The sequence below is a fragment of the Streptomyces sp. NPDC025651 genome, from assembly GCF_055558735.1.
The window spans coordinates 543,665-570,426 of the sequence record NZ_JBVHLZ010000003.1 but is presented as its reverse complement, the minus strand read 5'-3'; the positions used below and the strand labels follow the sequence as shown (position 1 = coordinate 570,426).

Genomic DNA, 26,762 nt, shown 5'->3' with positions numbered 1-26,762 from the left:
CCTCTCCAGACCGGCCGCGATGGTCTAGATTGACCGTGCTTCGCTTCAGATGGTTGGACACGAGGCGACAAAAAGTGATCTATAGGTCCGGCGTCATGGACAGCCAGCAGTCGCGGCCCCGACGCCGGACGTGGGGGTGATCAGTTCTCCGGAGCCCGGGAGGGGGCCTTGGGTGCGGGGAGCATCCGAGGATTCTGCGGGTTCCCGCGCACCTCAAAAGCCTGGCAGGGCATGTGTGTCTGCCGCTGCCAGGGTGAGGTGTGCTCAAACGGCGCCGAAACGGCGCTGTCTCATGCGCGGGAGGCGGGGGCCTCTCGGGGGAGGAACAGCGCGGTGCGGGGGGCGGGGGAGCCTCCCGGTGGAGCAACACGTGTGAGGCGAACACTCGTACCACTGCCGACCTGGGGGGTCCTGTGCAGCAGGGGGAATTAGTCAACCCGTTTTCGTCGGCGCGCGGGCGCCTGGCGAACGGGGCCATGAGTCAGCCCGCGATCGACTGGGAGCAGCGCTACCGCCGTACCGTGATCACCAGCGATACGGTGGCCACCGCCTTCGTGGTGGCGTCGATCGGCGGCTTCTTCGGGGCGCGGGACGCGGCCAACTGGCATGAGAAGTGGGGCATCCTCGCATTCGGCACCGAACTCCTCGTGCTGGGAGCGCTCGCGCTGAGCCGGGCGTGGGCTCCCGCCGTGCTCGGCCAGGGAGCCGAGGAATTCCGCAGGCTCGGACGCTCGCTGTTCACGGCGGCCGTCGTCCTGGCGCTCGGCGGGATCGCCCTCACCTCGCGCAACATCAAGCTCTGGATCTTCGTCGCGATACCGGCGATCGCGCTCATCACCATGACCGCGCGGTATCTGCTCCGCCTCTGGCTGCACAAACAACGTAAGGAAGGCAGGTGCCTGAGACCGGTCCTCGCCGCCGGGAGCCCCGTCACCCTGAGCGACCTGATCACGCGGTCCCGCAAGTTCCCGCACCTCGGCTGGCGTGTGGAAGCGGTGTGCACGGAGGACGGTCTCGGGATCGACGGCGACCAACTGGACGGGGTGCCGGTCGTCGGCCGACTGGCGGACGTGGCGGGCCATGTCCGCCGCGACGGCTACCGCGTCGTCGCCGTCACCCCGGACCCGCACTGGTCACCGGACCGGCTGCAGCGGCTCGCCTGGAACCTGGAGGGCAGCGACGCCGAGATGGTCGTGGCCCCCGTACTGATGGAGGTGGCAGGACCGCGGCTGCACGTCGACGCGGTGCTCGGGATCCCGCTGCTGCGGGTCAGCATGCCGACCTTCACCGGGGGCCGCCGGGTGATCAAAGGGGTCGTCGACCGGCTGGGCGCGGCGTTCCTGCTGATCCTGTTCGCGCCGCTGATGGTGCTCGTCGGGCTGCTCGTGCTCGCGGACAGCAGGGGCGGGGCGTTCTACCGCCAGCGCAGAGTCGGCAAGGACGGCCGGGAGTTCACCATCTTCAAGTTCCGCACCATGGTCGTCGGGGCCGACCGGGCACGTGCCCAGCTGGCCCACCGCAACGAAGGCGCGGGGCTGCTGTTCAAGCTCCGCCGGGATCCCCGGGTGACCCGGGTGGGAGCGGTGCTGCGCCGGTACTCGATCGACGAGTTGCCGCAGCTCTTCAACGTGCTCACCGGATCGATGTCGCTCGTCGGTCCGCGGCCGCCGCTGCCGGAGGAGTCCGCCGCGTACGGCCCGGACATCCGACGGCGCCTGCTGGTCAAGCCCGGGCTCACCGGCCTGTGGCAGATCAGCGGACGCAGCGACCTGCCGTGGGAGGAAGCCGTCCGGCTCGACCTGCGGTACGTGGAGGACTGGTCGCTCGCCCTGGACACAGTGATCTTGTGGAAGACGCTGCGTGCGGTGCTGCAGGGGCAAGGGGCCTACTGAATGCAAGGGGCCCCTGAACACAAGGGGCCGACTGAATGTGTGTGGGGGGCGTCGTCCGACCGGCGCACGGAAGGCAAGCCGGAAGGGCATGCCTGGGGGGAGGAACGGAATATGAAGGTCAGCGTCTTAGGGCTCGGCTACGTGGGCTGTGTGTCGGCCGCGTGCCTGGCCAGTCTGGGGCACGAGGTCATCGGCGTGGACGTCAACCAGGTCAAGGTCGACCTGGTCAACGACGGCAAGGCACCGGTGGTCGAGGAGCGGATCGGCGAGCTCGTCGCCGAGGTCGTGCGCAGCGGAGCGCTGCGCGCCACCCGTGACGTCCGCGAGGCCATCATGAACAGCGAGGTGTCGCTGATCTGCGTGGGCACGCCGTCGGAGCCCAACGGCAGCCTGTGCACCACGTACTTGGAGCGGGTCACCGAGGAGATCGGTGCCGCGGTGGCCGAGCGGGGCGGGCGGCAGACCGTCGTGTTCCGCAGCACCATGCTCCCCGGCACCTGCCTGAACCTGCTCGTGCCGATCCTGGAGAAGTACGCGAGCGGCACGGCAGGGGTGGACTTCGGGGTCGCGGTCAACCCGGAGTTCCTGCGCGAGGGTACGAGCGTGCGGGACTTCTTCGACCCGCCCAAGACCGTCATCGGCGAGCTCGACCGGGAGAGCGGCGACGTGGTGGCGGCGCTCTACGAGGGCCTGCCCGGCGAGGTGTTCCGGGTGCCGGTCCCGGCGGCCGAGGCGATCAAGTACGCGGACAACGCGTTCCACGGCCTCAAGATCGGCTTCGCGAACGAGCTGGGCGCGGTGTGCCAGGCGCTCGGCGTCGACTCGCACCAGGTGATGGACGTGTTCCTGGCCGACCGCAAGCTGAACATCAGCCCCGCCTATCTGCGGCCCGGCTTCGCCTTCGGCGGCTCCTGCCTGCCCAAGGACCTGCGCAGCCTGGTCCACGCGGCACAGCGGGCCGACGTCTCGGTGCCCATCCTCGCCCACGTGCTGCCCTCCAACGCCGACCATCTGCAGCGCGCGGTGGACCTGGTCGAGCGCACCGGCAAGCGCCGGGTGGGCCTGTTCGGCCTGTCCTTCAAGCCCGGCACGGACGACCTGCGCGAGAGTCCGCTCGTCGAGCTGGCGGAGCGGCTCTTCGGCAAGGGGTACGACCTGAAGATCTACGACGCCAACGTGAGCCTCTCCCGGCTGCTCGGCGCCAACCGCGAGTACATCGAGACCCGCCTTCCGCACCTCGGACAGCTGCTCGCGGACTCCGTCGACGAGGTGCTCGAGCACGCCGACGTGTGCCTGGTCGGGACCAAGGACGAGGCCGTCCTCTCCGCGCTGCCCCATGGCGAAGGACCCGTGATCGTCGATCTCATCCGCCTTCCCGACGCCGAGGCGCGTCGGACCGAACCGGGGTACGTGGGCCTTGCTTGGTAATACATCGTTCGGTGACACAGCCGGTGGAACCCGCAAGGGCCGCCGCGCGCTGATCCTGGTGGAGAACCTGTCGGTGCCGTTCGACCGGCGGGTGTGGCAGGAGTGCACGACGCTGCGCGACGCGGGCTGGGAGGTCCACGTCATCTGCCCCCGGGGAGAGAAGAGGGACACGGAGCCGGAGGCGGTGATCGACGGGGTGCGGATCCACCGCTACCCGTTGCGCGCGGCCACCGGAGGGCCCGCCGGGTATCTGCGGGAGTACGGCTCCGCGCTGTGGCACACGGCCCGCCTCGCCCGTAAGGTCGGCCCGGTCCACGTGGTCCACGCCTGCAACCCGCCCGACCTGCTGTTCCTGCCCGCACGGTGGCTGACGCGGCGCGGCGCGCGGTTCGTCTTCGACCAGCACGACCTGGTGCCCGAGCTGTACCTCTCCCGGTTCGACCGGGGCAAGGACCTGCTCTACCGCGCCGTGTGCGCCCTGGAACGGCGGACCTACCGGGCCGCGGACATCGTGCTCGCCACGAACGAGAGCTACCGGGACGTCGCGGTGCGCCGCGGCGGCAAGCGGCCCGAGGACGTCTTCGTGGTGCGCAGCGCGCCCGACATCGACCGGTTCCACCCGGTGCCGCCCGAGCCGGAGCTCAAGCGCGGCAAGCCCCATCTGCTGTGCTACCTCGGCGTGATGGGACCGCAGGACGGTGTCGACTACGCCCTGCGGGCCCTCGCGAAGCTGCGCGACGAGGTCGGACGCACCGACTGGCACGCCGTGTTCGTCGGCGCGGGCGACGCCTTCGACGACATGGTGGAGCTGTCCCGGCAGCTCGGTCTCACCGAGCAGGTGCAGTTCACCGGGCGCATTCCGGACGCCGACCTGGTGCGCTACCTGTCCACCGCGGACGTGTGCCTCTCGCCCGACCCGTGCAACCCGCTCAACGACGTGTCGACCATGAACAAGGCCCTGGAGTACATGGTCATGGGCCGGCCGATCGTCTCGTTCGACCTGAAGGAGGCGAGAGTCTCCGCAGGTGACGCCGCCGTCTACGCGGCCGCCGACGACGAGGCCGAATTCGCCGGTCTCATCGCGCGGTTGCTGGACGATCCTGAGGAGCGGGCCCGCATGGGGAAGGTGGGTCAGGAGCGGATCAGCGGGCAGCTCTCCTGGCGGAACTCGCAGGCGTCGCTGCTCGCCGCCTACGCCGCAGCCTGCCGTGACCGTGCTCGGGTGCCGGCGGGCGACCCGGCCCGGGCACAGAGGAGGCAGCGGCGTTGAGTGATGACGCAATACGCCTGGTGACGATCGGGCGGATCTTCCGTCGGCGCTGGCGGCTTCTCGCCATCGTCGCCGTGGTGGGGGCACTGGTGGGCTACGGAACCTCGCTGCTGTTCCCGCCGAGCTACACGACGTCGACCTCGGTGCTCCTCGCGGGGCAGTGGGAGGAGCGCGAGCTGCTCACCCAGGCCGAGATCGCGGCCAGTTCGGCGGTGGTCGACCGCGCGGCCGACACGCTCGACTGGAGCGGTGTCGGCGGCAGCGAGCTGCAGGACAGAGTGAGCGCCGAGGCCGCCGACGGAAACATCATCAAGATCTCGGGTACGGCCGAGACCCCGGAGCGCGCGCAGCGGCTCTCCGACCAGGTGGCCGAGCAGTTCGTCACGTTCGCCGCGCGGATCGCGGGCGAGGACCCCGGCGCCGACGCGGCGGAGGGACCCGAGGAACTGCGGGAGAAGGTGGCGCAGACCAACCGCCGCATCAGCGACCTGGCCAAGGCGGCCGATCCCGGCAGAACCGTGGAGAGCGTGCAGGCCCGCACCGAGCTCGAGAAGCTGCGCACCGCCCTGCAGAGCGCCATGAAGAAGCTGGACGAGGCCGACCCGGCGAGCGGCAAGGCCAACATGGTCGTGATGGGCCCTGCGGCCAAGCCCACCGGCGAGGCGCCGCCGACGCGGACGCAACTGGTCGTCGCCGGGGCGCTGTTGTTCCTCCTGTGCGCGGTCATCGGCCATCTCGCCACGGCACGGGCGAGCCGCCGGCTGCGTACCGAGCAGGAGATCGCCGCGGCGCTCGGCTCGACGCTCCTCGGCACCGTCGACGTGCCGGGAGAACGGCCCGGCTACCGGCCCAGAGGCCTCGGCCCGCGGGCCTGGATCCGCCGGCTGCTCGGCGTCGACACCCGGTGGGACGTGCCGACCCCGCGGATGCCGGGCGACGAGGCCAGCACCCGGATCCGCTACCGGCGGGTGTGCGCCCGCCTCCGGGCGAAGCTGCCCGCCCCCCGGCGCCTCCTCGTGGTCGTACCGGAGGGCGACGAGATCGCCCGCAGGGCCGCCGCGCAGCTCGTCGCCGAGGCCGAGAGCGACCCTTCCCCGAGCTCTGCGAGCAGGGGCTACCCCATGATGCGCGTGGTGGGGGTCTCGGTGACCCGGCCACTGGTGCCTGATCGCAGCACCGAGTCCGGCGCCCTGATCGTGCTCAGCGCGGGCAACTGGACGGCGGGGGAGCTCGCGGGCATCGCCGAGGCGTGTGCGGACGGCAGACACGAGGTGGTCGGCATCGTCCTGGCCGGAGCGGTCCGGGCCCGTCCGACGCCGGACGCCGGTCGTCCGGCGCCGCACGCCACGCCGGTTCTCGCGGTGGGCGACGACGCGAGGGGAGGTTCGCTGTGACGACGTACAAGACGACGGACGAGACATCGGAGCCGTCGGGCGCCACCCCGCTCTTCGACCTGCACGCACTGGTGGTGGCGGTGCGCAGACGCCGTCGCCTGTGGTGCGCCCTCGCCCTCCTCGGCTTCCTGGTCGGCGCCGCGGTGGCGGTCGTGATGCCGCCCCCGCCGAGCGCGGCGACCAAGATCCTCGTGGCGCATGAGGACGACCAGCCGAACGACACCGGAACGCTGATCCGCACCGACGTCGAACTGCTCGGGACCACACGGATCGCCGAGGAGGCCCTGCGGTCCCTCAAGTCCACGGAGAAGCCCGAGGACTTCATGCAGGACTACCGGGGCACCGGCCTGACCAACAACCTCCTGCGCATCGACGTGACGGCCGACAGCGAACAGGACGCGGTGGCCCGCGCCGAGGCGCTGGCGAACGCGTTCGTCGCCGACCACGTCAAGCGGATGCGGGAGGCCGCGAAGGCCGAGGCCAAGGCCCTGCTCGACCAGCGCGACCGCATGCGCAAGGAACTCGCCGGGGTCAACAGGACGATCGGCAACCGCTCGCCGCAGACCAGCGACCCGAAGGACTCGGCGAGCATCGAGTCGCTCTTCGCCCGCCGGGCCGAACTCAACTCGCGGATCGCCGACTTCGACCAGCGCGCCGAGGAAGCGCGCGTCGGCACGCCCAAGCTCGTCGCCGGCACCCAGATCGTGGACGCCCCGCGGGCGGTGCGGCACTCCCTGCCCAAGGCCGCGGGCACCAACGCCGTGATCGGCCTCGCCCTCGGCCTGGTCCTCGGGCTCGCGGTGGCCGCGGTCGGCGCGGTGGTGGCCGACCGGCCCGTGCTGCGCCGGGAGATCGCGGCGAACCTCGGTGCCTCGGTCATCGCGGAGCTGCGCCGCCTGCCCCGCCGGCCGATCTGGCCGTGGCAGCCGCGGCGGACCAGGGCGGCACGCGAACGGCTCACCACGACCCTGGTCCGCGTGGTGCGCGGCTCGTCGGAACCGGTGTCGCTGCTCGAACTGGGCTGCGCGCACAGCACGAGCGTGATCGCCCTGAACGTCGCGAGGGCACTGGCGACGGAGGAACCGGTCGTCGTCATCGACGGCCTGCCGCGACCGCAGGTCGCCGACCGCCGCAATCCAGGAGACCCGGACGTGGTCAGCGGCGAGCGCGCCGCGGCCCTGCCGCGTCAGATGCGCAGGCTCGGCGTCGGCTCGGTCGCGCCCGGCACGGCGTGGACCGACCTCCAGTACCTCGGCGGTCGGACCGTGCTCGTCGTGCGTGCCGGACACGGCAGCGCCTCATGGCTGCACACCGTGGCGCGGCAACTCGCGGACCAGCGCATCCCGGTGATCGGTGTGGTGCTGATCGACCCCGATCCGCGGGACCGGACCGACGGCACGCTGTGGGACGGGCTGCGGATCGCACTGCGGGGGCACAGCGAGCGTCTCGCCCGGCAGAACGAGGGGGGTACCTCCCACGCCGTCGAGGCAGTGGGGGAGGGCCGGCTGAGGACGGAGCGGCCGTCATGGGGCAGTGGGGCCTCCCCTGCTCGAACGGAGTTGAGAGCCCGGGGACGTGTCCCGGACACCGACCAGGAGGCGCGGTAAGACGTGTGTGGCATAGCAGGTACCTACCGGTGGCCGGACGGGAAGGTCGTGACCGACCGGCTCACCGACACCCTGGCCCATCGCGGCCCGGACGGGGCGGGCCGGTACGGCCATCCCGCCGGTGACGGCGAAGTGCACCTGGGGCACCGCCGGTTGGCCATCATCGACCTGTCCGAGACCGGCGCCCAGCCGATGGTCTCGGACGGCCTCTCCCTCACGTACAACGGAGAGCTGTACAACGCGCCCGAGCTGCGGGCCGAGTTGGCGGCCGCCGGGGTGCGCTTCCGGGGTACGTCCGACACCGAGGTCCTCCTGGAGGCCTGGCGGCGCTGGGGCACCGACTGCCTGCCCCGGCTGCGCGGCATGTTCGCGTTCGGCATCTTCGACGAGCGCACCGGTGAACTGGTGCTCGCGCGCGATCAGTTGGGCATCAAGCCGCTGTTCCTGCTCCGGCGCGGCGAGGGCCTGGTGTTCGCCTCCGAGCTCAAGGCGCTCGCCGCCGCGACCGGCGGCCCGCTGGAGGTGGACCACGCGGCACTGGTGGCCTCGCTCCTCTACTACTGGGTGCCCGACTCGCGCTGCGCGTTCCGCGAGGCGGAGAAGCTGCCGCCGGGGAGCTGGCTGCGGTGCCGGCCGGACGGGCGGGTGGAGCGCGGGCAGTACTGGAACCTCCGGGACGTCGCCCACGAGGCGCGCGGCGCCGGGCAGCCGGATCTGGCCGCCGTCGTCGAGGAGTCGACCCGGCGGCACCTGCTGTCCGACGTACCCGTGGCGACCTTCCTCTCCGGTGGCCTCGACTCCAGCTACCTGACCGCCCTCGCGGCCCGCCACCAGCCCGGGATCTCCGCGTACACGATCGGATTCCGCGCCGAGGACGCCAAGTTCGAGGCGATGCCGGACGACCTGCGCTACGCCCGGCAGGTGGCCGAGCGGTTCGGCGTCGACCTGCACGAGATCGAGATCGCCCCGAACGTGCTCGACCTGCTGCCGCAGATGACGTACAGCCTGGACGAGCCGATCGGCGACCCGGCGGCGATCAACACGTTTCTGATCTGCCAGGCCGCCCGGGAGGCCGGGGTCAAGGTGATGCTCTCGGGGATGGGCGCCGACGAACTGTTCGCCGGGTACCGCAAGCACCTGGCCAACCTGATCGCGCTGCGCTACCAGCGCGTTCCGCGGCTCCTGCGGCGCGGGGTGTCCGGGGTGGTGGACCGGCTGCCGGTCGCCACGGCCCGCCGGGGGTACCGGTCGGTGCGGTTCGCGAAGCGGTTCCTCTCCTTCGCGGAGCTGCCGGAGGAGACCGCGTTCCGGCGCAGCTACACCATGTACGACCAGGAGGAGCTGCTGGCTCTGGTCTCCCCGGACCTGGCAGGGACGGTCGACGACGTGCTGACCGAACACGCGGACGTCTACGAGGACAACGACCTCGACGACTTCGTGAACCGCATGTGCCTGGGGGACTCCCGGATGTTCCTGCCGGGTCTGAACCTCACGTACACGGACCGCTCCAGCATGGCCGCGTCGACCGAGGTGCGGGTGCCGTACGTGGACGTCGACGTGGTGAAGGCGGCGTTCGCCGTGCCCGGCGACCGCAAGATCGTCGGACGGCAGGGCAAGGCCGTCCTCAAGGAGGCGGCCACATCGATCCTCCCCAAGGAGATCGTGTACCGGCCCAAGGGCCTGTTCAGCGCCCCGCTGCGGGCCTGGATGAGCCGGGACCTGGCGCCGCTGGTGCGCGAGGTGGTCAACGACGGGGTGCTCGTGAGCTCGGGGCTCCTGCGGCGCGACGCGCTGGCGCGCATGGTCGCCGAGGACGCCGCCGGGCAGCGGGACTTCTCCAAGCATCTGTGGCATGTGCTGACGCTTGAGTACTGGTATCGCGACGCGACCTCTGGGTCCGGTCAGAGCACTCGGTCAACGGCTTAGGAATTCAGAGGAGTTCGGGTGAAGCAGGTTGTACAGAACTACAAGAGCGGCGAGCTGGCGGTGCTCGACGTTCCGGTGCCGGGGTGCAAGGCGGGCGGTGTCCTCGTCAGGACCGCCTACTCGCTGATATCCACCGGGACCGAGCTCATGAAGGTGTCCGAGGCCGGCATGTCGATGCTGGGCAAGGCCCGCTCACGCCCCGACCAGGTGGCCAAGGTCATGCAGAGCGTGGCCACCAACGGGGTGCCCGCCACCTACCGCAAGGTGATGGGCAAGCTGGACTCCTACACGCCGCTCGGCTACTCGCTGTGCGGGGTGGTCGAGCAGGTCGGCAGCGGGATCGACGACGTGAAGGTCGGCGACCTCGTGGCCTGCGCCGGCAACGAGCACGCGCTGCACGCCGAGTTGAACTGGGTGCCGAAGAACCTCTACACGCCGGTGCCGGACGGCCTCGCGCCGCGGCACGCGGCCTTCGGCACCGTCGGGTCGATCGCGATGCAGGGCGTGCGCCGCGGCGAGCCGCAACTCGGCGACGTCGCGCTGGTCATCGGCCTCGGCCTGATCGGGCAGCTGGTGGTGCAGCTGCTCGCCGCCTCCGGGGTCCGCGTCGTGGGGGTCGACCCCGATCCGGCGCGCTGCGAACTCGCCGCGCGGTTGGGCGCGGTGGCCTGCGGCGATCCCGCGTCCGCGGCCGTGGTGAGCTCCGTGGCCGAGCTCACCGGCGGGCACGGCGTGGACCAGGTGTACCTGGCCGCGGGCGGCGGCAGCAATCAACCCGTCGAGCTGGCCGCCCAGTTGAGCCGGGACCGCGGCCGGGTCGTCGACATCGGCAAGTGCCGTCTGGACCTGCCGTGGAACGCGTACTACGAGAAGGAACTCGACGTCCGGTTCTCGCGGTCGTACGGCCCCGGGCGTTACGACCCGGAGTACGAACTGGAGGGGCGCGACTACCCGGTCGGCTACGTGCGCTGGACCGAGCGGCGCAACCTGGCGTGCTTCCTCGACCTCGCCGCCCGCGGCCGCGTCGACGTGGAGCCCCTGGTCTCCCACGTCGCCGACTTCGACGACGCCGTCGAGACGTACCAGCGCCTGAAGGACGGCGAGTTGAAGGCCGTCGCCGTGCTGTTCCGGTACCCCGAGCACGCCGCCGCGGCGGCGGCCCCGGAAGTGGCCGTGCCCGCGGTGAACGTGCGGACGTCCGCCCCGGCCCGCTCCGTCACGTCACCGGTGCGCCTCGCGTTCATCGGCGCCGGCAACTACGCGACGTCGATGCTGCTGCCGCACCTGACGCAGCGCGACGGCGTCGAGTTGTCGACCGTCGTCACCACGACGGCGCTGTCCGCGACCAACGCGCAGCGGAAGTTCGGCTTCGCCGCCGCCACCACCGATCTCGACGCCGTGCTCGGCGACAAGTCCATCGACGCGGTGTTCGTGGTCACCCGGCACAGCTCGCACGCCGAACTCACCAGGAAGGCGCTCCTCGCCGGCAAGACGGTGTTCGTGGAGAAGCCCTTGGCCCTCACCGAGGACGAGCTGGCCGGTGTGCTCGCGGCGGTGGAGGAGTCCGGCAACGACCGGCTGCAGGTGGGCTTCAACCGCCGGTTCGCGCCGCTCCTCCAGGAGGCCAGGAACCGGTTCGGCGCCCGGACCGGCCCGGCGAGCCTGCGCTACCTGGTCAACGCGGGCCGGCTGCAGCACGGCAGCTGGTACCTCCAACAGGGCAGCGAGGGCACGCGGTTCGCCGGCGAGGGCGGACACTTCATCGACACGGCGAGCTGGCTGCTCGGCGCCGACCCGGTCTCGGTGTACGCGGTTGCCACGCCCGGCAACGAGGACCTGCAGGTCGTGCTCCGCTACCCGGACGGCTCCACCGCCACCATCAGCTACGTCACCACCGGATCGGCCGGCTTCCCCAAGGAGACGCTCGACCTGGTCGCGGACGGCAAGGTGCTGCGGCTCGACGACTTCGTCCGCGCCTCGGTGTACGGGCAGAAGCGGTGGGTCAGCTCCCGGCTGCCCAAGGCGAGGGACAAGGGCCAGAACGCCGAACTGGCCGCGTTCGTCAAGGCCGTGCGGACCGGCGGGCCGATGCCGGTGCCGCTCGCGTCGCTGGTCGCCACCACGTCGGCCACCCTGGCCGTGCAGACGGGCCTGGCCTGCGGTGCCCCGGTGACCTTGGCGAGGACGCGATGACCATGAGCGCGGGCTGGTACCTGCGACGCCTCTCCCGGATGGGACCGCGGGAGATAGGCGGCCGGGTGGGCGACGCGGTGCGCAGGCGGCGGTGGCGCTCGGCGCGGCCCGACTGCCCGAGGGTGACCGGCGCCCGCTTCACCGCGCTGCTGCCCGCGGGGACGATCGGCGCGGTGCCACCGGACGCCGCGAAGCGTCTGGTCGCCGAGGCGGACCGGCTGATGGCCGGGCACGCCGAGTACTTCGGGGTGGTCCGCGACGACCTGGCCGACCCGGACTGGTGGTACGACCCGAAGAGCGGGCGCCGGGCTCCGTGGGGCTACGCCTTCGACGTGCCGTACCGGAACGAGGACGCGGTCGGGGACATCAAGCAGATCTGGGAGCCGTCCCGGCACCAGTACCTCACCGTGCTCGCCGCCGCCTACGCGGTCACCGGGAACGAGCGGTACGCCGAGCGGGTGGCCGCGCACCTGCGGTCGTGGTGGACGGCCAACCCGCCGCTGCGCGGCGTGCACTGGATCAGCGGCATCGAGCTGGGCATCCGTCTCCTCTCCTGGGTGTGGATCCGCAGGCTGCTCGACGGCTGGCCGGGCGCGGCCGGTCTCTTCGAGGACAACCCGGTGGCGCTGAACCAGATCTGGCACCACCAGCGCTGGCTGGCCGCCTTCCCCAGCCGGGGGTCCTCGGCGAACAACCACGTCATCGCCGAGGCCGCCGGGCAACTCGCCGCGGCCTGCGCGTTCGGGTGGTTCCCCTCGTCGGCGCGCTGGCGGTCCTGCGCCCTGCGCTCGCTGGAGCGGCACCTTCGGAGCAATACCTTCGCGTCCGGCATCAACCGCGAACTGGCCAGCGAATACCACGGACTTGTGCTGGAGCTCGGCCTGGCCGCGGTGGCCGAGGCGGACACCGCGGGAGTGCCGGTGCCCGCGTCGATCCGCCTCGTGCTGCTGCGGATGACCGACGCGCTCGCGGCCGTCGTGGACGACCGGTTGCGGCCGCCGCGCCAGGGCGACGCGGACGACGGGCACGGCCTGGTCGTGGACGGCGCGGGCACCGACCGCTGGGCCTCGCTCCTCGCCACCGGGGACGCCGTGTTCGGCCGGCTCGACTGGTGGCCCGCGGTGCCCGGCACGGACGTCCGCACCCCGCTCCTTGCCGCGCTCATCAGCCCGTACGCGAAGACCGCAACCGCACGGGCCGTGGCCCGCCCGGCAAGCCGACCGGGCCACTTCGCCGACGCGGGGCTCACCGTCCTGCGCGGCCCCGAGGGGATCTGGTGCCGCTGCGACGGCGGTCCGCACGGCTTCCTGTCCATCGCCGCGCACGCCCACGCGGACGCGCTGTCCGTGGAGGTGCGGCACGACGGGGTCGACGTGCTCGCCGACCCGGGGACGTTCTGCTACCACGGGCAGCCCGAGTGGCGGCAGTACTTCCGGTCGACCCTCGGCCACAACACCCTGCAGCTGGACGGCGGTGACCAGTCCGAGTCCGGCGGACCGTTCCTGTGGACCCGGCACGCCCGCAGCCGCGTCCTGGTCGCGGACACCTGCGACGTCACCGACGGGGGGACGGCCCGCTGGTCCGCCGAGCACGACGGATACCAGCGCTCCGTGCACCGCCGCCGGGTGGAGCTGACCGCCGCGAACCAGGAGCTGCGCGTGGTCGACGAGGTGCGCGGCCCGCGTCGGTCCGTACGCCTGGCCTTCCACCTCGGCCCGGCCGTCGCCGCGGACCTGGTGGGGAACTGGGCGGTGCTCACCTGGACCCGGGACGGCGAGGACCGCTCCGCGGTGCTCGACCTGCCCGGGCAGCTGTCCTGGCAGGCACATCGCGGCGAGACCGATCCGCCTCTTGGCTGGTACTCCGCGGGCTTCGGGCGCAAGGAACCCGCCACCACGCTCGTCGGCACCGGTGTCGCCGACGGCGCGGAGGGGTTCACCACCGTACTCAGGTTCTGCGGCTAGGGAGGGCGCGTGGGGAACAAGTGGCGGCACTGGGCGTTGCCCGCGGCACCGCTGGCGCTGGCGATGCTGGCGGCGAGCGGCTGTGACGGCGCGCCACAGGCGCGGCCGGAGCCGACCGCCGCGCCGTCCACGGCCGTGGCCCGGGTGTGCGCCAAGCCGGCGGCCGGCCCCGAGAAGGCGCCCAAGGGCGCGGTGACGGTCGACCCGGCGGTGGTCGGCGACCTGGCCGCGAAGACCAGGAGCAACCCTGCGAACACCACGTTCTGGCTCCGCCCCGGCAAGCACAGGCTCGATCCGGACCGCTACTCCCAGGTGGTCCCGAAGAAGGGGAACCGCTACCTCGGCGCGCCGGGCGCGGTCCTCGACGGTGGGAAGAAGAACCAGTACGCGTTCGGCGGCGGAGCCCCCGACGTCACGATCCGCCACCTGACCGTGCAGCGTTTCGTCGCGCCGCACGACGAGGGCGTGGTCAACCACGACTCGGCCGACGGGTGGACGATCGAGCACACGACGATCCAGCACAACTCGGCCGCCGGGCTGATGGCCGGTGCCCGCCAGCGGGTCCGCGCCAACTGCCTGCGCGCCAACGGCCAGTACGGCATGAACGCGTACAAGGCCAAGGGCCGCATCAAGGACCTGGTGGTCGAGGGCAACGAGATCGTGGGCAACAACACCGGTGACTGGGAGCGGAAGAGGAAGGGCTGCGGCTGCACCGGAGGCATCAAGTTCTGGGCCGTCGACGGCGCCGACGTGCGCGGCAACTGGGTGCACGACAACCGCGGAACGGGGTTGTGGGCGGACACCAACAACAACGACTTCCGCATCGAGGACAACCTGATCGAGGCCAACGACGGTGCCGCGCTGATCTACGAGACCAGCTACAACGCGGTCATCCGGAAGAACACGATCCGGAAGAACAACTGGGTCGAGGGCCGCAGGGAGGCCGAGAGCGGCGACAACTTCCCGTTCGCGACGATCTACCTGTCCGAGTCCGGCGGCGAACCGCGGATCCGCGCCCGCACGGACAAGATCGACGTCGACCGCAACGTCCTGGAGAACAACTGGTCCGGGATCACCCTGTGGGAGAACGCCGACCGGTTCTGCAACAGCCCGGCCAACACCTCGACCGGTGACTGCACGCTGCTGGTGAAGAAGGCCGACCGCTGCGCGCGGCCGAAGATCGCCACTGCCCCGCTCTACGCCGACTGCCGGTGGAAGACCCAGCGGGTGGACATCCACGACAACCGCTTCGTCCTGGACAAGTCCGTCGTCGAGTGCACGGCCAGGTGCGACCGCATGGCGGTCCTCGCCAACTACGGCACCTACCCGAAGTGGTCGCCCTACCAGGGCGAGCGGGTGGCGGACGCGATCACCCGCAAGCAGGACAACCGCTGGCACGACAACGCCTACGTCGGCCCCTGGAAGTTCGTGGCCCACAACCCCAGCAAGGTGCTCGACTTCGGGGAGTGGCAGGGCACGCCCTACCGGCAGGACAAGGGCAGCACCTTCCGCGCGCGGGACGGTGGTTGAGATGAGCCCGCACGCCACGGACCACACCTCGAAGATCGTCGGCACGGCCTGGGGGCTGCTCGTCCTCAACACGCTCGGCTCCGCGGGGGCGAAGACCATCGTCCCGCTGCCCCGCTCCCTCATCCAGATGGTCACCATGGGCGCGCTGGTCGCCGCGTTCGCGCTGGCGCTCGCGGTCAACCTCCAGCTGCGCATCCGGCCGAGCGCCTTCGTGTTCCTGCTCACCCTGCTCGTCGTGCCGAGCGTGCTCGCCAGCGCGGACCTGGAGTCCGGGTTCGGCGCGCTGTTCCGCTGCGGTCGCCTCGCTCTCTTCGTCGCCACGCTGTGGCTGCTCACCCGCTGGTGGGACGGGGGCCTGACGTTCGTCCGGCACCACATCCGGATGTACTTCGTGGTCCTCGGCTCGGTGGCCGCGGGCCTGGCCATCTCGCCCGGCGCCGCCAGGCCCGAGCTCTACGGCGGGCGTCTCGTCGGCGCGTTGTGGCCGCTCACCCCGCCGCAGATCGGCCAGTACGCCGCGGTGATCATCGGGCTCACCGTGCTGCTCGTCCTCGGCCGCAGGACCGACCGGGCCGGTGCGGCGGTCGTCATCGTGCCGTCGCTCGTCCTGCTCGCGCTGACCCACACCCGTACGGCCACGCTCGGCCTGCTCCTGGGCCTTGCGGTGGCGATCGGCTCGCTCGTCCTGACCAGCGCGGCCGCCCGCCGGTTCTTCGCCTGGGCATTGCTGTGCGCCGCGGTGGCCGCGGTGGGCTTCGCCTCCGCGCTGCAGGCGTGGTTCCTGCGCGGACAGAGCGAGGAGGGCCTGTCCAGCCTCACCGGCCGGGCCAAGGTCTGGGACGCCCTCCTCGCGGCCCCCCGGACCACCTCGGAGCGGCTGTTCGGCATGGGCCTCGGAGACAAGTCGTTCGGCGGTCTTCCGATCGACAACAGCTGGCTGGCCGTCTACCACGAGCAGGGCCTGACCGGCACCGCCATCGTGGCGGCGATCATCGTCGTGCTCGGCGGCGTCGCGCTGCTGCGGCCGCCGTCGCTGCAGCGGGCCTGCGCGATCTTCCTGATCAGCTACTGCGCGATCGCCTCGTACACCGAGGCGGGCCTCGGCGACGCGTCGCCGTATCTGCTGCATCTGGCCGTGGCCGCCTCGCTCCTCGCGGCACCCGCCGCGGCCACCACCCCGGTCCCGACGCCCGAAGCCCCTCGACGACGTGTCCCTCGATGGGCCCGGAGATCGGAGATGACCTGAGCATGCACGGCGTTCACGTACTGGTGGTGCACAACCGCTACGCATCGGCGCAGCCGAGCGGGGAGAACAAGGTCGTCGACCAGGAGGTGGAGCTGCTGCGCGCGGCCGGCCACCGGGTCGAGGTGTTCGAGCGGCGCAGCGACTCCATCGCCGGCCGGTCCCTGCCGGGAAAGGCCGCGGTGCCGCTGCTCGTGCCGTGGAACCCGGCGGTCCGCACGGAACTCGCCGCCCGGCTCCGCGCCTCGCGCCCCGACGTGGTCCACGTCCACAACGTCTTCCCGCTCCTTTCGCCCGCGGTCCTCGCCGCCTGCGCCGACGCCGGGGTGCCCGCCGTCGCCACGCTGCACAACTACACCCAGGTCTGCCCGCCCGGCACGCTGCAGCGGGACGGCCGGCCGTGCACCGAGTGCGTCGGCAGGGCGCCGCTGCCCGCCGTCCGGCACGGCTGCTACCGCAACTCCCGTCTCGCGACGGTGCCGTTGGCGGTCAGCCTGCAGGTCAACCGGCGGCGGTGGTGGTCCGGCGTGGAGCGGTTCTTCTGCATCTCCGCCGCGCAGCGCGACGTCCTGGTGCGGTCCGGCATGCCGGCCGAACGCCTCGCGGTGAAACACAACTTCGTGCCGGAGCCGTGCGCCCGCCGAGCGGGCGAGGGCGAGCACGTGCTCTATCTCGGGCGGCTCGCGGAGGCCAAGGGCGTACGCCTGCTGATGGCCGCGTGGGACGAGATCGCGGCGGGCGGCGGTGTGGGCGTGCCGCTCGTGATCGCGGGGACGGGGCCGCTGGAGCAGGAGGTGACCGCCTGGGCCGCGGGCCGGGACGACGTGCGCTACGTCGGCCTGTACGACACGGTCGCGTGCCAGAAGGCCATCGCCGGGTCCGTTGCCGTGGTGGCTCCCTCGACATGGCTGGAGGCGTTCGGCCTGGTGGTCGTGGAGGCGATGGCGGCCGGGGTGCCGACCGTCGCCGCCGCGCACGGCGCCTTCGTCGAACTCGTCGAGGACGGGGTGACCGGCCTGCTTCACCGGCCGGGTGACGCGGCGTCGCTCGCGTCCCGCATACGCCGGATCGCGGCCGACACGGCGCGCAACCGGGAGATGGGCCAGGCGGCCCGGCGCCGGTACGAGCAGGGCTTCAGCCCGGCCGTCGGCCTCGAACGCCTGGTGGAGGGGTACCGCACCGCGATCGCGGTGCGGTCGGGCAGCGGGGAAAGACCGCTGCCGTCAGGAAATGGAAACACCGGCTCACGACGGGGCACCCGCGTGAGCAGGGGGGATGGGGAAAGCACATGACAGGATGCCGACTCTGCGGCTCGGAGACGCTGGCGAGCGTCGTCGACCTGGGGGCCACTCCGCCGTGCGAGAGTTTTCTCGCCGCGGACCAGCTGGACAGGCCGGAGCCCGCGTACCCGCTGCACCTGCGGGTCTGCACCGACTGCTGGCTGGCGCAGATACCGCCGCTGATCACGCCGGAGGAGACGTTCAGCGAGTACGCGTACTTCTCCTCCTTCTCGACCTCCTGGGTGGAGCACGCGCGCACGTTCGTCGCCGACGCGGCGGAGCGGGTGGGTCTCGGCCCCGAGGCCTTCGTGGTCGAAGTCGCCAGCAACGACGGGTACTTGCTGAAGCACGTGGTGGACCGGGGGATCCGCTGTCTCGGCATCGAGCCGTCGGTGAACGTCGGCGCCGCGGCGCGCGACGCGGGCGTACCCACGCTCACGGAGTTCCTGTCCCCCGAGACCGGCGCGGCCGTCCGCGCCGAACACGGCCCGGCGAACCTGGTCGTGGCGAACAACGTGTACGCGCACATCCCGGACGTGGTCGGCTTCACCCAGGGGCTGCGCGCCCTGGTCGCCGACGACGGCTGGGTCTCCGTCGAGGTGCAGCACCTGCTGACCCTGATCGAGGAGAACCAGTACGACACGATCTACCACGAGCACTTCCAGTACTACACGGTCGCGTCCGCGATCCGGGCCCTCGCGAGCGGCGGACTCGCCCTCGTGGACGTCGAGTTGCTGCCCACGCACGGCGGCTCCATCCGGCTGTGGGCCCGCCCCTCCGAGGTGGCGGGGGAGCCCTCCCGGCGGGTGGCCGACGTCCTGGCCCGCGAGAAGGCCGCCGGTCTCCAGGAGCTGTCCGGGTACACCGAGTTCTCCGCCCGCGTCGCCAAGGTGCGCAGGGACCTCCTCAAGTTCCTGATCACAGCGGCCGAGCGCGGCGAGAAGGTCGTCGGCTACGGCGCGCCGGGCAAGGGCAACACCCTGCTCAACCACTGCGGCATCCGGCCCGACCTGCTGGCGTACACGGTCGACCGCAACCCCTACAAGCACGGCAGGTTCACCCCGGGCACCCGCATCCCGATCCTGCCGCCGGAGCAGATCGCCGCCGACAGGCCGGACTACGTCCTCGTCCTGCCGTGGAACCTGCGCGCCGAACTGACCGAGCAGCTGTCCTTCGTCCACGAGTGGGGCGGCCGCCTGGTCTTTCCCATCCCGGAACTCAGCATCGTCGAGGCCGCGTCTTTGAAAGAGGTCACAGCATGAAGGTCGTTCTGTTCTGCGGCGGTTACGGGATGCGGATGCGTAGTGGTGCCGCGGACGACGTGCCCAAGCCGATGGCGATGGTCGGCCCGCGGCCGCTGATCTGGCACGTCATGCGCTACTACGCGCACTACGGCCACCGGGACTTCATCCTGTGCCTGGGATACGGCGCCCACCACATCAAGGACTTCTTCCTCAACTACGAGGAGACGACGTCCAACGACTTCGTGCTGCGCGGCGGGAGGACCGAGCTCCTGTCCACCGACATATCCGACTGGACGATCACGTTCGCGCAGACCGGCATCGAGTCGCCGATCGGGGAACGCCTGCGCCGGGTGCGCCACCACCTGGACGGCGACGAGATGTTCCTCGCCAACTACGCCGACGTGCTCACCGACGCCCCGCTGCCGGACATGATCGAGAACTTCTCCCGGCGCGACGCCGGCGCGTCGATGATGGTGGTGCCGCCGCAGTCCTCGTTCCACTGCGTCGACCTGGGCGAGGACGGCCTGGTCGGGGGCATCACCGCGGTCAGCGACATGCCGCTGTGGGAGAACGGCGGCTACTTCGTGCTCCGCCAGGAGGTCTTCGACCACATCCCGGAGAACGGGGACCTGGTCGCCGACGGATGCGCCCAACTGGCCAAGCGCGGACGGCTGGTGGCGCACCAGCACCGCGGCTTCTGGAAGCCCACCGACACCGTGAAGGAACGGGCCGCGCTCGACGCGGCCTACGCCCGCGGCGACCGCCCGTGGGCCGTGTGGGAGCAGGACCGCGTCGGAGCGCGCGCGTGATCCGGCTGGGGGCAGGACCCCTGAACCGGATCGTCGCGGTGGGCGCGCACTGCGACGACATCGCCATCGGCGCCGGCGGCACGCTCCTGACCATGTGCCGCGCACGCCCCGGCATCCGCGTCGACGCGCTGGTGCTCTCCGGTGGCGGCGGCGACCGTGAGCAGGAGGAGCGGGCCGCGCTCGCCGCCTTCTGCCCGGGCGCCGATCTGCGCCTGACCGTGCACAAGCTGCCGGACGGCCGGATGCCCGCACACTGGGAAGAGGCCAAGGCCGCGGTGGAGGAACTGCGCGCGCGGACCGACCCTGACCTGGTCCTCGCGCCCCGTACCGAAGACGCGCACCAGGACCACCGCGGCCTGGCGCGCCTGATGCCCACCGCCTTCCGCGACCACCTCGTACTCGGCTACGAGATCGTCAAGTGGGACGGCGATCTCGGCCGCCCCTCGGCGTACCAGCCGCTGTCGGCGGAAGTCGCCGAGGAGAAGGTGCGGCTGCTGCAGGAGCACTACCCCTCGCAGCGGCACCGTCCCTGGTACGACCGGGAGGCCTTCCTCGGCCTCGCGCGGATCCGCGGCATCGAATGCCACGCGCGCTACGCGGAGGCGTTCGCCGCCACCAAGCTCACGCTCGATCTCGGCACTTCCACTCTGGGGGATTGAACCTTGCGCGTACTGCTGACCGGACACCAGGGCTACCTGGGCACCGTGATGGCCCCGGTCCTCGGCTCGGCCGGGCACGACGTCGTCGGCCTCGACGCCGGCCTGTTCGCCGACTGCGTCCTCGGCCCGCCGCCCGCGGACCCGTCCGGGCACCGCGTGGACCTGCGCGACGTCACGGCCGAGCACGTGGCCGGGGTGGACGCGGTGATCCACCTGGCCGCGCTCTCCAACGACCCGCTCGGAGCGCTGGCACCGGAACTCACCTACGACATCAACCACCAGGCGTCCGTACGCCTGGCCCGCCTCGCCCGCGAGGCCGGGGTGCGGCGCTTCCTGTACGCGTCGACCTGCTCCGTGTACGGCGCCGCGGGCGGCGACGACCTGGTGGCCGAGGACGCCCCGCTGCGCCCCGTGACGCCGTACGCGGAGTCCAAGGTGCGGGTGGAGGACGACCTGCACGCGCTGGCCGACGGCGACTTCAGCCCGGTGTACATGCGCAACGCCACCGCCTTCGGCTACTCGCCCCGGCTGCGCGCCGACATCGTCCTGAACAACCTGGTGGGCCACGCGCTGCTGTCCGGCGAGGTGTTGGTGCTCTCCGACGGCACGCCCTGGCGCCCGCTGGTGCACGCCGCCGACATCGCGCGGGCGTTCACGGCCGCGCTGACCGCGCCGCGGGAGGCGGTCCACGACCGGGCCTTCAACATCGGCAGCGAGGTCAACAACGTCACGGTCGCCGAGATCGCCGAGCAGGTCGCCGACGCGGTGTCGGGATCGAAGGTGGTCATCACCGGGGAGACCGGCGCCGACCCGCGGTCCTACCGGGTGGACTTCTCCCGCTTCCGTGACGCGATACCGGGCTTCGACTGCGAGTGGACGGTGAAGCAGGGCGCGCACGAACTCGCCGACGCCTACCGCAAGCACGGGCTGACCCGGGAGGACTTCGAACAGCGTTTCACCCGCCTCGCCGTGCTGCGCGCGGAGACCGAGGCCGGCACCGTCGACGACACCCTGCGGCGGCGCCGATGACCACGCCCGGCGAACAGATGCACGCACTGGTGGAGCGGATGTACCCGCTCTGCCGGAGCATCACCGGCGACGGCGTGCGCGCCACCCTGGAGATCGTCGGGGAGTACGTCCCGCTCCAGTTGCACGAGGTGCCGACCGGGACGCAGGTCCTGGACTGGACGGTGCCGCAGGAGTGGAACATCAGGGACGCGTACGTCGCCGACAGCGCGGGCAACCGGGTCGTCGACTTCGCCGCGTCCAGCCTCCACGTGCTCGGCTACAGCGTGCCGGTGGCGCGGACCATGCCGCTGGCCGAGCTGCGTGAACATCTGCACACCCTGCCCGACCACCCGAACTGGGTGCCGTACCGCACCAGTTACTACAAGCCGGAATGGGGGTTCTGCCTGGCCCAGGAGACCCTGGACGCCCTGCCGGACGGCGACTACGAGGTGCGCGTCGACTCCACACTGGAAGACGGCCACCTCACCTACGCCGAGCACGTGGTCCCCGGGCAGGTCTCCGACGAGGTGATCGTCTCCTGCCATGTCTGCCACCCGTCGCTGGCCAACGACAACCTGGCCGGCATCGCGGTGGCGACGTTCCTGGCCCAGGCGCTCGCGGAGCGGACGCCCTACTACACCTACCGGTTCATCTACGCGCCCGGCACCATCGGGGCGATCACCTGGCTGGCCCGCAACGCGGAGCGGATCGAGAAGGTCAGGCACGGTCTCGTGCTGGCCTGCGCCGGGGACTCGGGCCAGCTGACCTACAAACAGAGCAGGCGGGGCGACGCGGAGATCGACCGGGTGATGCGGCACGTCCTCGCCGCCTCCGAACGCCCGCACCGCGTCGACGAGTTCACCCCGTACGGCTACGACGAGCGGCAGTACTGCTCGCCCGGGTTCGACCTCGGCGTGGGCTCGCTCAGCCGGACCCCGTACGCCGGCTACCCCGAGTACCACACCTCGGCGGACAACCCGGACTTCGTCTCCCCGCAGGCGATGGAGGACACCCTCGCCGTGTGCCGTGAGGCGTTCGCCGTGCTCGACCGCAACCGGCGGTACGTCAACCTCAGCCCGTACGGTGAACCGCAGCTGGGCAGGCGGGGGTTGTACGACGCGCTCGGCGGGCGCAGCGACACCAAGCAGGCCCAGATGGCCATGCTCTGGGTGCTCAGCCTCTCCGACGGCGAGCACGGTCTGCTCGACGTCGCCGAGCGGTCGGGGCTGCCGTTCGATGCCGTCGCCGAGGCGGCCGACGCCCTGCACGGCGCCGGGCTGATCAAGGCATGACGTCGATGGCCACCGAGGGGGAGAAGCGGACCGCCAAACGGGCCATGGCGGGCCGGCTCTCCTGGGGCCTTGCCGACCAGGCGGTCTGCAGCCTGAACAACTTCGCGGTGGGAATCTACGTGGCCCGCTCGCTGGGGCTGACCGCGTTCGGCGTGTTCAGCCTGGCCTGGGTGACCTACGGCGTGGTGCTCAACGTCTCCCGCGGCCTTGCCACCGATCCGCTCGTGGTGCGCTTCAGCGGCGTGCCGACGGAGTCCTGGCGTGCGGCGGCGGCCCGGTCGACGGGTACCGCGCTCGGCGTCGGCGGCGCCGTCGGCGCGCTGTGTCTGGTGGTCGGGCTCGCTCTCGGCGGCCGGGTGGGGCCCGCGTTCGCCGCGCTCGGCGTCGTGCTGCCGGGGCTGCTGCTCCAGGACGCCTGGCGGTTCTCGTTCTTCGCCGCGGGCACCGGGCGCAAGGCGTTCACCAACGACGTCCTGGCGACCGCCGCGCTCGTCCCGGCCATGGTGGTGGCCGCGCGTGCGGACACCGTGGCCGCCTTCGTGCTCGCCTGGGGCGCCGCCGCCGCGGTGGCCGCGGGGTACGGCTGCCTCCAGTCCGGCATCCGGCCCCGGCTGACCGAAGCGCGCGCGTGGCTTCGCGAGCAGCGCGACCTCGGCTACCGGTACCTGGTCGAGAACGTCGGTGTCAGCGGCGCGGCCCAACTCCGGGCGTACGGCCTCGGCTTGATCGTCGGGGTCGGCGCGGTGGGCGTGGTGCGGGGTGCCGAGCTCCTGCTCGGCCCCTTCCTCGCCGTACTGATGGGGCTCTCGCTGGTCACCGTCCCGGAGGCGGCGCGCGTGCTGCGGCAGGCCCCGGAACGCCTCGCCAGGTTCTGCCTGCTGCTCGGCTCCGGCCTTGCCGCCGCCGCGGTGCTCTGGGGCGCGGCGCTGCTCCTGGTGCCCGACGGGCTCGGCGAGCTGGTGCTCGGCGACGTCTGGGGCTCCGCCTCCGAGCTCATCGTGCCGGCCGCGCTCGGCGTCGCGGGCGCCGGGCTCGGCAGCGGCGCGGCGGCCGGGCTGCGCGCGCTCGCCGCCGCACGGCGCAGCCTGCGCGTCCAACTGTTCGCCTCCGTCTGCTACGTCGGCGGCGGGCTCGGCGGCGCCGCCGTGGCGGGCGCCGTCGGCTCGGCCTGGGGGGTCGCCGCCGCGACCGCCTGTGGCTCGGCCCTCTGGTGGCTGCAACTGCGGGCCGCCCTGCGCGAGCGCCACCGCGATTCCCTTTCCGAAGTGAGGACCACATGACCGGTTTTGGGCGCATGCCCCGGTTGAGCATCGGCCTGCCCGTGTACAACGGCGAGGAGTACCTCGCCGAGTCACTCGACGCCCTGCTCGGCCAGACGTACGAGGACTTCGAGCTGGTCATCACCGACAACGCCTCGACCGACGGGACCCAGGACATCTGCCGCAGGTACGCCGCGAAGGACTCGCGCATCCGCTACCTCCGGCTGCCCCGGAACATCGGCGCCGCGCCGAACCACAACTACGTGTTCACCCAGTGCCGCGGCGAGCTGTTCAAGTGGGCCTCGCACGACGACCTGTACGCCAGGGACCTGCTGCGGCGCTGCGTCGAGGTGCTCGACGAGCGCCCGGACGTCGTCCTCGCACACTCCGACCAGGCGGTCATCGACGAGGGCGGCAAGGTCAAGGTCCCGTACGAGTACACGCTCGCCACCCACTCGCCGCGCGCGCCGGAGCGCTTCCGCAGCCTGCTCTTCGAGCCCGGCGGCGACGACTTCTACGGCGTGATGCGCGCCGACGTGCTGCGTCGGGTGAAGCCGCACGACAGCTACCACCACGCGGACCGCACGTTCGTCGCCGAGATCACCCTGCACGGGCCCTTCCACCAGGTGCCCGAGCTGCTGTACTTCCGCCGCGACCACCCCACCCGCGCCGAGCGCGCGAACCCCTCCAAGCGCTCCCGGTGCGTCAACCTGGACCCGCGCAGGGCGGGGCTGCTGCACCCGACGCCGCGGCTGCTCGCCGAGTACGTGTGGGGTTTCGTCTCGGCGATCCAGCGGGCGCCGCTGTCCTCGGCCGACCGGCGCGCGTGCCACCGGCACCTGCTCACGTGGATGACGAGCCGGGCCAGGCCGGGCGCGGGGGAGCGGGTCGAGGACCGCGCGCCGGTCGACCCGGATCTGCTCAGCGTCTCCCTCGACGACCTCGTCGCCGGACGTGAGGGGCGACAGCCATGAGGTCCACGCGCAACGCCCCTGTCCGTGTGGGGGTGTTCGGCCTGCTCGGCTCCGGGAACCTCGGCAACGACGGGTCGCTCGAAGCCGTACTCGGCTACCTCCGCGCCGAGCACCCCGAGGCGGCCGTGGACGCGCTGTGCGGCGGCCCCGAGACCGTCGCGGCCCGGTACGGCATCCCCGCGACGCGGCTGCACTGGTACCGAGGGGAGTACCGGACCGCCTCGCGTGCGGGCGCGGTCGCGGCCAAGGGGCTCGGCAAAGTCGTCGACGCCGTCCGCACCGCCGCCTGGGTGCGCCGCCACGACGTGGTGATCGTGCCGGGCATGGGCGTCCTGGAGGCCACGCTGCCGCTGCGGCCGTGGGGCTTCCCGTACGCGCTGTTCCTGCTCTGCGCGAGCGGCCGCCTGTCCGGCACCCGCGTCGCGCTGGTCGGCGTCGGCGCCGCCCCGATCGGCAACCGGGCGACCCGGGCCCTGGTGCGCTGGTCGGCGCGGCTCGCCACGTACCGCTCGTACCGGGACACCCTGTCCCGCGACGCCATGCGGGCGATGGGCGTGCGCACCGCGCGCGACGAGGTCTACCCGGACCTCGCCTTCGCCCTGCCGGCGCCGCGGGCGGACGCGGACGCGCCCTTCGACCCGCCGGGCCCGGTCTGCGTCGGCGTCATGGCCTTCCACGGCGGTGACGACGACCGGGACCAGGCCGAGGAGATCCACCGGCGCTATCTCGACGGCACCACTCGGTTCGTGCGTACGCTGGTCGAGGAGGGGCGGCCGGTCCGGCTGCTCACCGGCGACGAGTGCGACGCGCCGGTGGTCGCGGCGATCCTCGAAGCGGTGGACTCGCCGCTGGTCACCGCGGCGAGGACGGCCTCGCTCGCCGACCTCATGAAGGAGATGGCGGCCGCCGACACCGTGGTGGCGACCCGCTACCACAACCTCGTCTGCGCGCTGAAGGTCGGCACACCCACGCTCGCGCTCAGCTATGCGGCGAAGAGCGACGCGCTGATGGCCCGGATGGGCCTCGGCACGTACACCCATCCGGCCCGGGACGTCGACGCCGGCCAACTGCTCGCACAGTTCCGGGCGTTGGAGAAGCGATCGGTGGAGGTGCGGCGGACGCTCGCCGAGCGGAACCAGACCGTCTCCCGCCGCCTCCAGCACCAGTTCACCGCCTTGACCGGGGTCCTGTTCCCGGCGGCCCACCACCAGCACACCCAGGCACGGCAGGAGACTCCATGAAAGCGACCCACGTCCCGGAGATCGCCGGTGCGTACCTCTTCGAGCCGACCCCGTACGCCGACGAACGCGGCTTCTTCTGCCGCACCTTCGACGCCGACGTGGTCCGCTCGGTGGGCATCGACCCGGCCGCCTTCATCCAGGACAGCGTGTCCCGCTCCGTCCAGGGCGTCCTGCGGGGCCTGCACCTGCGCTCCGGGGCGGGCGAGGCCAAGCTGGTCCGGTGCTCGTACGGGCGGATCTTCGACGTCGTCGTGGACCTGCGGCCGAACTCGCCGACCTACCGCAACGTGGCCTCCTTCGAGCTGTCCGGCCAGACGCAGCGGACCCTGTACGTCCCGGCGGGCTGCGCGCACGGCTTCCAGGCGCTGACCGAGACCGCCGACACCTCGTACCGGATCGACCGCCCGCACGATCCGGCCGAGGACGTGACGATCGCCTTCGACGATCCGGAACTCGCCATTCCATGGCCGCTGCCGGTCACGTCGATGTCCGAGCGGGACCGGCAGGCGCCGAGCCTCGCCGAGGTCCTGAAGCAAGAAGAAGGGTGAC

20 protein-coding genes are annotated in these 26,762 nt (G+C 72.0%); all 20 read left to right on the top strand.

Annotation, left to right across the window (positions count from 1 at the left end):
- The first annotated feature begins 413 nt into the window (after positions 1-413).
- The 20 genes from ACZ4D5_RS14820 (at position 414) to rfbC (ending at position 26,761) form a co-directional block, all read left to right on the top strand.
- Positions 414-1,892 (top strand): sugar transferase, encoded by a 1,479-nt coding sequence (locus ACZ4D5_RS14820; protein ID WP_467772741.1) that lies wholly within the window; start codon positions 414-416, stop codon positions 1,890-1,892.
- A 111-nt stretch (positions 1,893-2,003) separates the two neighbouring features.
- Entirely contained in the window at positions 2,004-3,320 is a 1,317-nt protein-coding gene (locus ACZ4D5_RS14815; protein ID WP_467772740.1) for a nucleotide sugar dehydrogenase, read from the top strand.
- Positions 3,310-4,590, top strand: a complete 1,281-nt coding sequence (locus ACZ4D5_RS14810) for a glycosyltransferase family 4 protein (protein ID WP_467772739.1) — start codon at positions 3,310-3,312, stop codon at positions 4,588-4,590. The genes ACZ4D5_RS14815 and ACZ4D5_RS14810 overlap by 11 nt, the downstream gene beginning before the upstream one ends.
- Positions 4,587-5,984, top strand: coding sequence for a Wzz/FepE/Etk N-terminal domain-containing protein (locus ACZ4D5_RS14805; RefSeq protein WP_467772738.1), 1,398 nt, complete (start codon positions 4,587-4,589; stop codon positions 5,982-5,984). The genes ACZ4D5_RS14810 and ACZ4D5_RS14805 overlap by 4 nt, the downstream gene beginning before the upstream one ends.
- Positions 5,981-7,591 carry a Wzz/FepE/Etk N-terminal domain-containing protein gene (locus ACZ4D5_RS14800; protein ID WP_467772737.1) on the top strand — a complete coding sequence of 537 codons (1,611 nt, stop codon included), beginning with the start codon at positions 5,981-5,983 and terminating at the stop codon, positions 7,589-7,591. Before ACZ4D5_RS14805 ends, ACZ4D5_RS14800 begins: the two co-directional genes overlap by 4 nt.
- 3 nt (positions 7,592-7,594) lie before the next feature.
- Positions 7,595-9,517 carry an asparagine synthase (glutamine-hydrolyzing) gene (gene asnB, locus ACZ4D5_RS14795; protein WP_467772736.1) on the top strand — a complete coding sequence of 641 codons (1,923 nt, stop codon included), beginning with the start codon at positions 7,595-7,597 and terminating at the stop codon, positions 9,515-9,517.
- Positions 9,518-9,535: 18 nt separating this feature from the next.
- Positions 9,536-11,710, top strand: coding sequence for a bi-domain-containing oxidoreductase (locus ACZ4D5_RS14790; RefSeq protein WP_467772735.1), 2,175 nt, complete (start codon positions 9,536-9,538; stop codon positions 11,708-11,710).
- A complete protein-coding gene (locus ACZ4D5_RS14785) occupies positions 11,707-13,674 on the top strand; it encodes an alginate lyase family protein (protein WP_467772734.1) in 1,968 nt (655 codons plus the stop codon). The genes ACZ4D5_RS14790 and ACZ4D5_RS14785 overlap by 4 nt, the downstream gene beginning before the upstream one ends.
- A gap of 9 nt (positions 13,675-13,683) precedes the next feature.
- Positions 13,684-15,204, top strand: a complete 1,521-nt coding sequence (locus ACZ4D5_RS14780) for a right-handed parallel beta-helix repeat-containing protein (RefSeq protein WP_467772733.1) — start codon at positions 13,684-13,686, stop codon at positions 15,202-15,204.
- 1 nt (position 15,205) lies between these two features.
- Entirely contained in the window at positions 15,206-16,450 is a 1,245-nt protein-coding gene (locus ACZ4D5_RS14775; RefSeq protein ID WP_467772732.1) for an O-antigen ligase domain-containing protein, read from the top strand.
- Between the two features lie 2 nt (positions 16,451-16,452).
- Positions 16,453-17,739: a glycosyltransferase gene (locus ACZ4D5_RS14770; protein ID WP_467772731.1), complete on the top strand. Its 1,287-nt coding sequence runs from the start codon at positions 16,453-16,455 to the stop codon at positions 17,737-17,739.
- Complete coding sequence (locus tag ACZ4D5_RS14765; RefSeq protein WP_467772730.1) at positions 17,736-18,989, top strand: class I SAM-dependent methyltransferase; 1,254 nt, start codon at positions 17,736-17,738, stop codon at positions 18,987-18,989. Before ACZ4D5_RS14770 ends, ACZ4D5_RS14765 begins: the two co-directional genes overlap by 4 nt.
- On the top strand, positions 18,986-19,780 hold the full coding sequence (locus ACZ4D5_RS14760; protein ID WP_467772729.1) for a glycosyltransferase family protein: 795 nt from the start codon (positions 18,986-18,988) through the stop codon (positions 19,778-19,780). Before ACZ4D5_RS14765 ends, ACZ4D5_RS14760 begins: the two co-directional genes overlap by 4 nt.
- Positions 19,777-20,439 carry a PIG-L deacetylase family protein gene (locus ACZ4D5_RS14755; RefSeq protein WP_467772728.1) on the top strand — a complete coding sequence of 221 codons (663 nt, stop codon included), beginning with the start codon at positions 19,777-19,779 and terminating at the stop codon, positions 20,437-20,439. The genes ACZ4D5_RS14760 and ACZ4D5_RS14755 overlap by 4 nt, the downstream gene beginning before the upstream one ends.
- A gap of 3 nt (positions 20,440-20,442) precedes the next feature.
- Complete coding sequence (locus ACZ4D5_RS14750) at positions 20,443-21,468, top strand: NAD-dependent epimerase/dehydratase family protein (protein WP_467772727.1); 1,026 nt, start codon at positions 20,443-20,445, stop codon at positions 21,466-21,468.
- Entirely contained in the window at positions 21,465-22,739 is a 1,275-nt protein-coding gene (locus tag ACZ4D5_RS14745; protein WP_467772726.1) for a DUF4910 domain-containing protein, read from the top strand. Before ACZ4D5_RS14750 ends, ACZ4D5_RS14745 begins: the two co-directional genes overlap by 4 nt.
- Positions 22,736-24,019, top strand: coding sequence for a hypothetical protein (locus tag ACZ4D5_RS14740; RefSeq protein WP_467772725.1), 1,284 nt, complete (start codon positions 22,736-22,738; stop codon positions 24,017-24,019). Before ACZ4D5_RS14745 ends, ACZ4D5_RS14740 begins: the two co-directional genes overlap by 4 nt.
- Complete coding sequence (locus tag ACZ4D5_RS14735) at positions 24,016-24,972, top strand: glycosyltransferase family 2 protein (protein ID WP_467772724.1); 957 nt, start codon at positions 24,016-24,018, stop codon at positions 24,970-24,972. Before ACZ4D5_RS14740 ends, ACZ4D5_RS14735 begins: the two co-directional genes overlap by 4 nt.
- Positions 24,969-26,213, top strand: coding sequence for a polysaccharide pyruvyl transferase family protein (locus ACZ4D5_RS14730; protein ID WP_467772723.1), 1,245 nt, complete (start codon positions 24,969-24,971; stop codon positions 26,211-26,213). Before ACZ4D5_RS14735 ends, ACZ4D5_RS14730 begins: the two co-directional genes overlap by 4 nt.
- Positions 26,210-26,761 (top strand): dTDP-4-dehydrorhamnose 3,5-epimerase, encoded by a 552-nt coding sequence (rfbC, locus tag ACZ4D5_RS14725; protein ID WP_467772722.1) that lies wholly within the window; start codon positions 26,210-26,212, stop codon positions 26,759-26,761. The genes ACZ4D5_RS14730 and rfbC overlap by 4 nt, the downstream gene beginning before the upstream one ends.
- The last annotated feature ends 1 nt before the right edge of the window (position 26,762 follow it).

What these genes read in the sequence shown, in the direction of transcription:
- ACZ4D5_RS14745 (WP_467772726.1), top strand. Translation starts at nt 21,465, where the DNA reads ATGACCACGCCCGGCGAACAGATGCACGCACTGGTGGAGCGGATGTAC.
- ACZ4D5_RS14770 (WP_467772731.1), top strand. Translation starts at nt 16,453, where the DNA reads ATGCACGGCGTTCACGTACTGGTGGTGCACAACCGCTACGCATCGGCG.
- ACZ4D5_RS14765 (WP_467772730.1), top strand. Translation starts at nt 17,736, where the DNA reads ATGACAGGATGCCGACTCTGCGGCTCGGAGACGCTGGCGAGCGTCGTC.
- ACZ4D5_RS14735 (WP_467772724.1), top strand. Translation starts at nt 24,016, where the DNA reads ATGACCGGTTTTGGGCGCATGCCCCGGTTGAGCATCGGCCTGCCCGTG.
- ACZ4D5_RS14760 (WP_467772729.1), top strand. Translation starts at nt 18,986, where the DNA reads ATGAAGGTCGTTCTGTTCTGCGGCGGTTACGGGATGCGGATGCGTAGT.
- ACZ4D5_RS14740 (WP_467772725.1), top strand. Translation starts at nt 22,736, where the DNA reads ATGACGTCGATGGCCACCGAGGGGGAGAAGCGGACCGCCAAACGGGCC.
- ACZ4D5_RS14785 (WP_467772734.1), top strand. Translation starts at nt 11,707, where the DNA reads ATGACCATGAGCGCGGGCTGGTACCTGCGACGCCTCTCCCGGATGGGA.
- ACZ4D5_RS14815 (WP_467772740.1), top strand. Translation starts at nt 2,004, where the DNA reads ATGAAGGTCAGCGTCTTAGGGCTCGGCTACGTGGGCTGTGTGTCGGCC.
- ACZ4D5_RS14730 (WP_467772723.1), top strand. Translation starts at nt 24,969, where the DNA reads ATGAGGTCCACGCGCAACGCCCCTGTCCGTGTGGGGGTGTTCGGCCTG.
- ACZ4D5_RS14775 (WP_467772732.1), top strand. Translation starts at nt 15,206, where the DNA reads ATGAGCCCGCACGCCACGGACCACACCTCGAAGATCGTCGGCACGGCC.
- rfbC (WP_467772722.1), top strand. Translation starts at nt 26,210, where the DNA reads ATGAAAGCGACCCACGTCCCGGAGATCGCCGGTGCGTACCTCTTCGAG.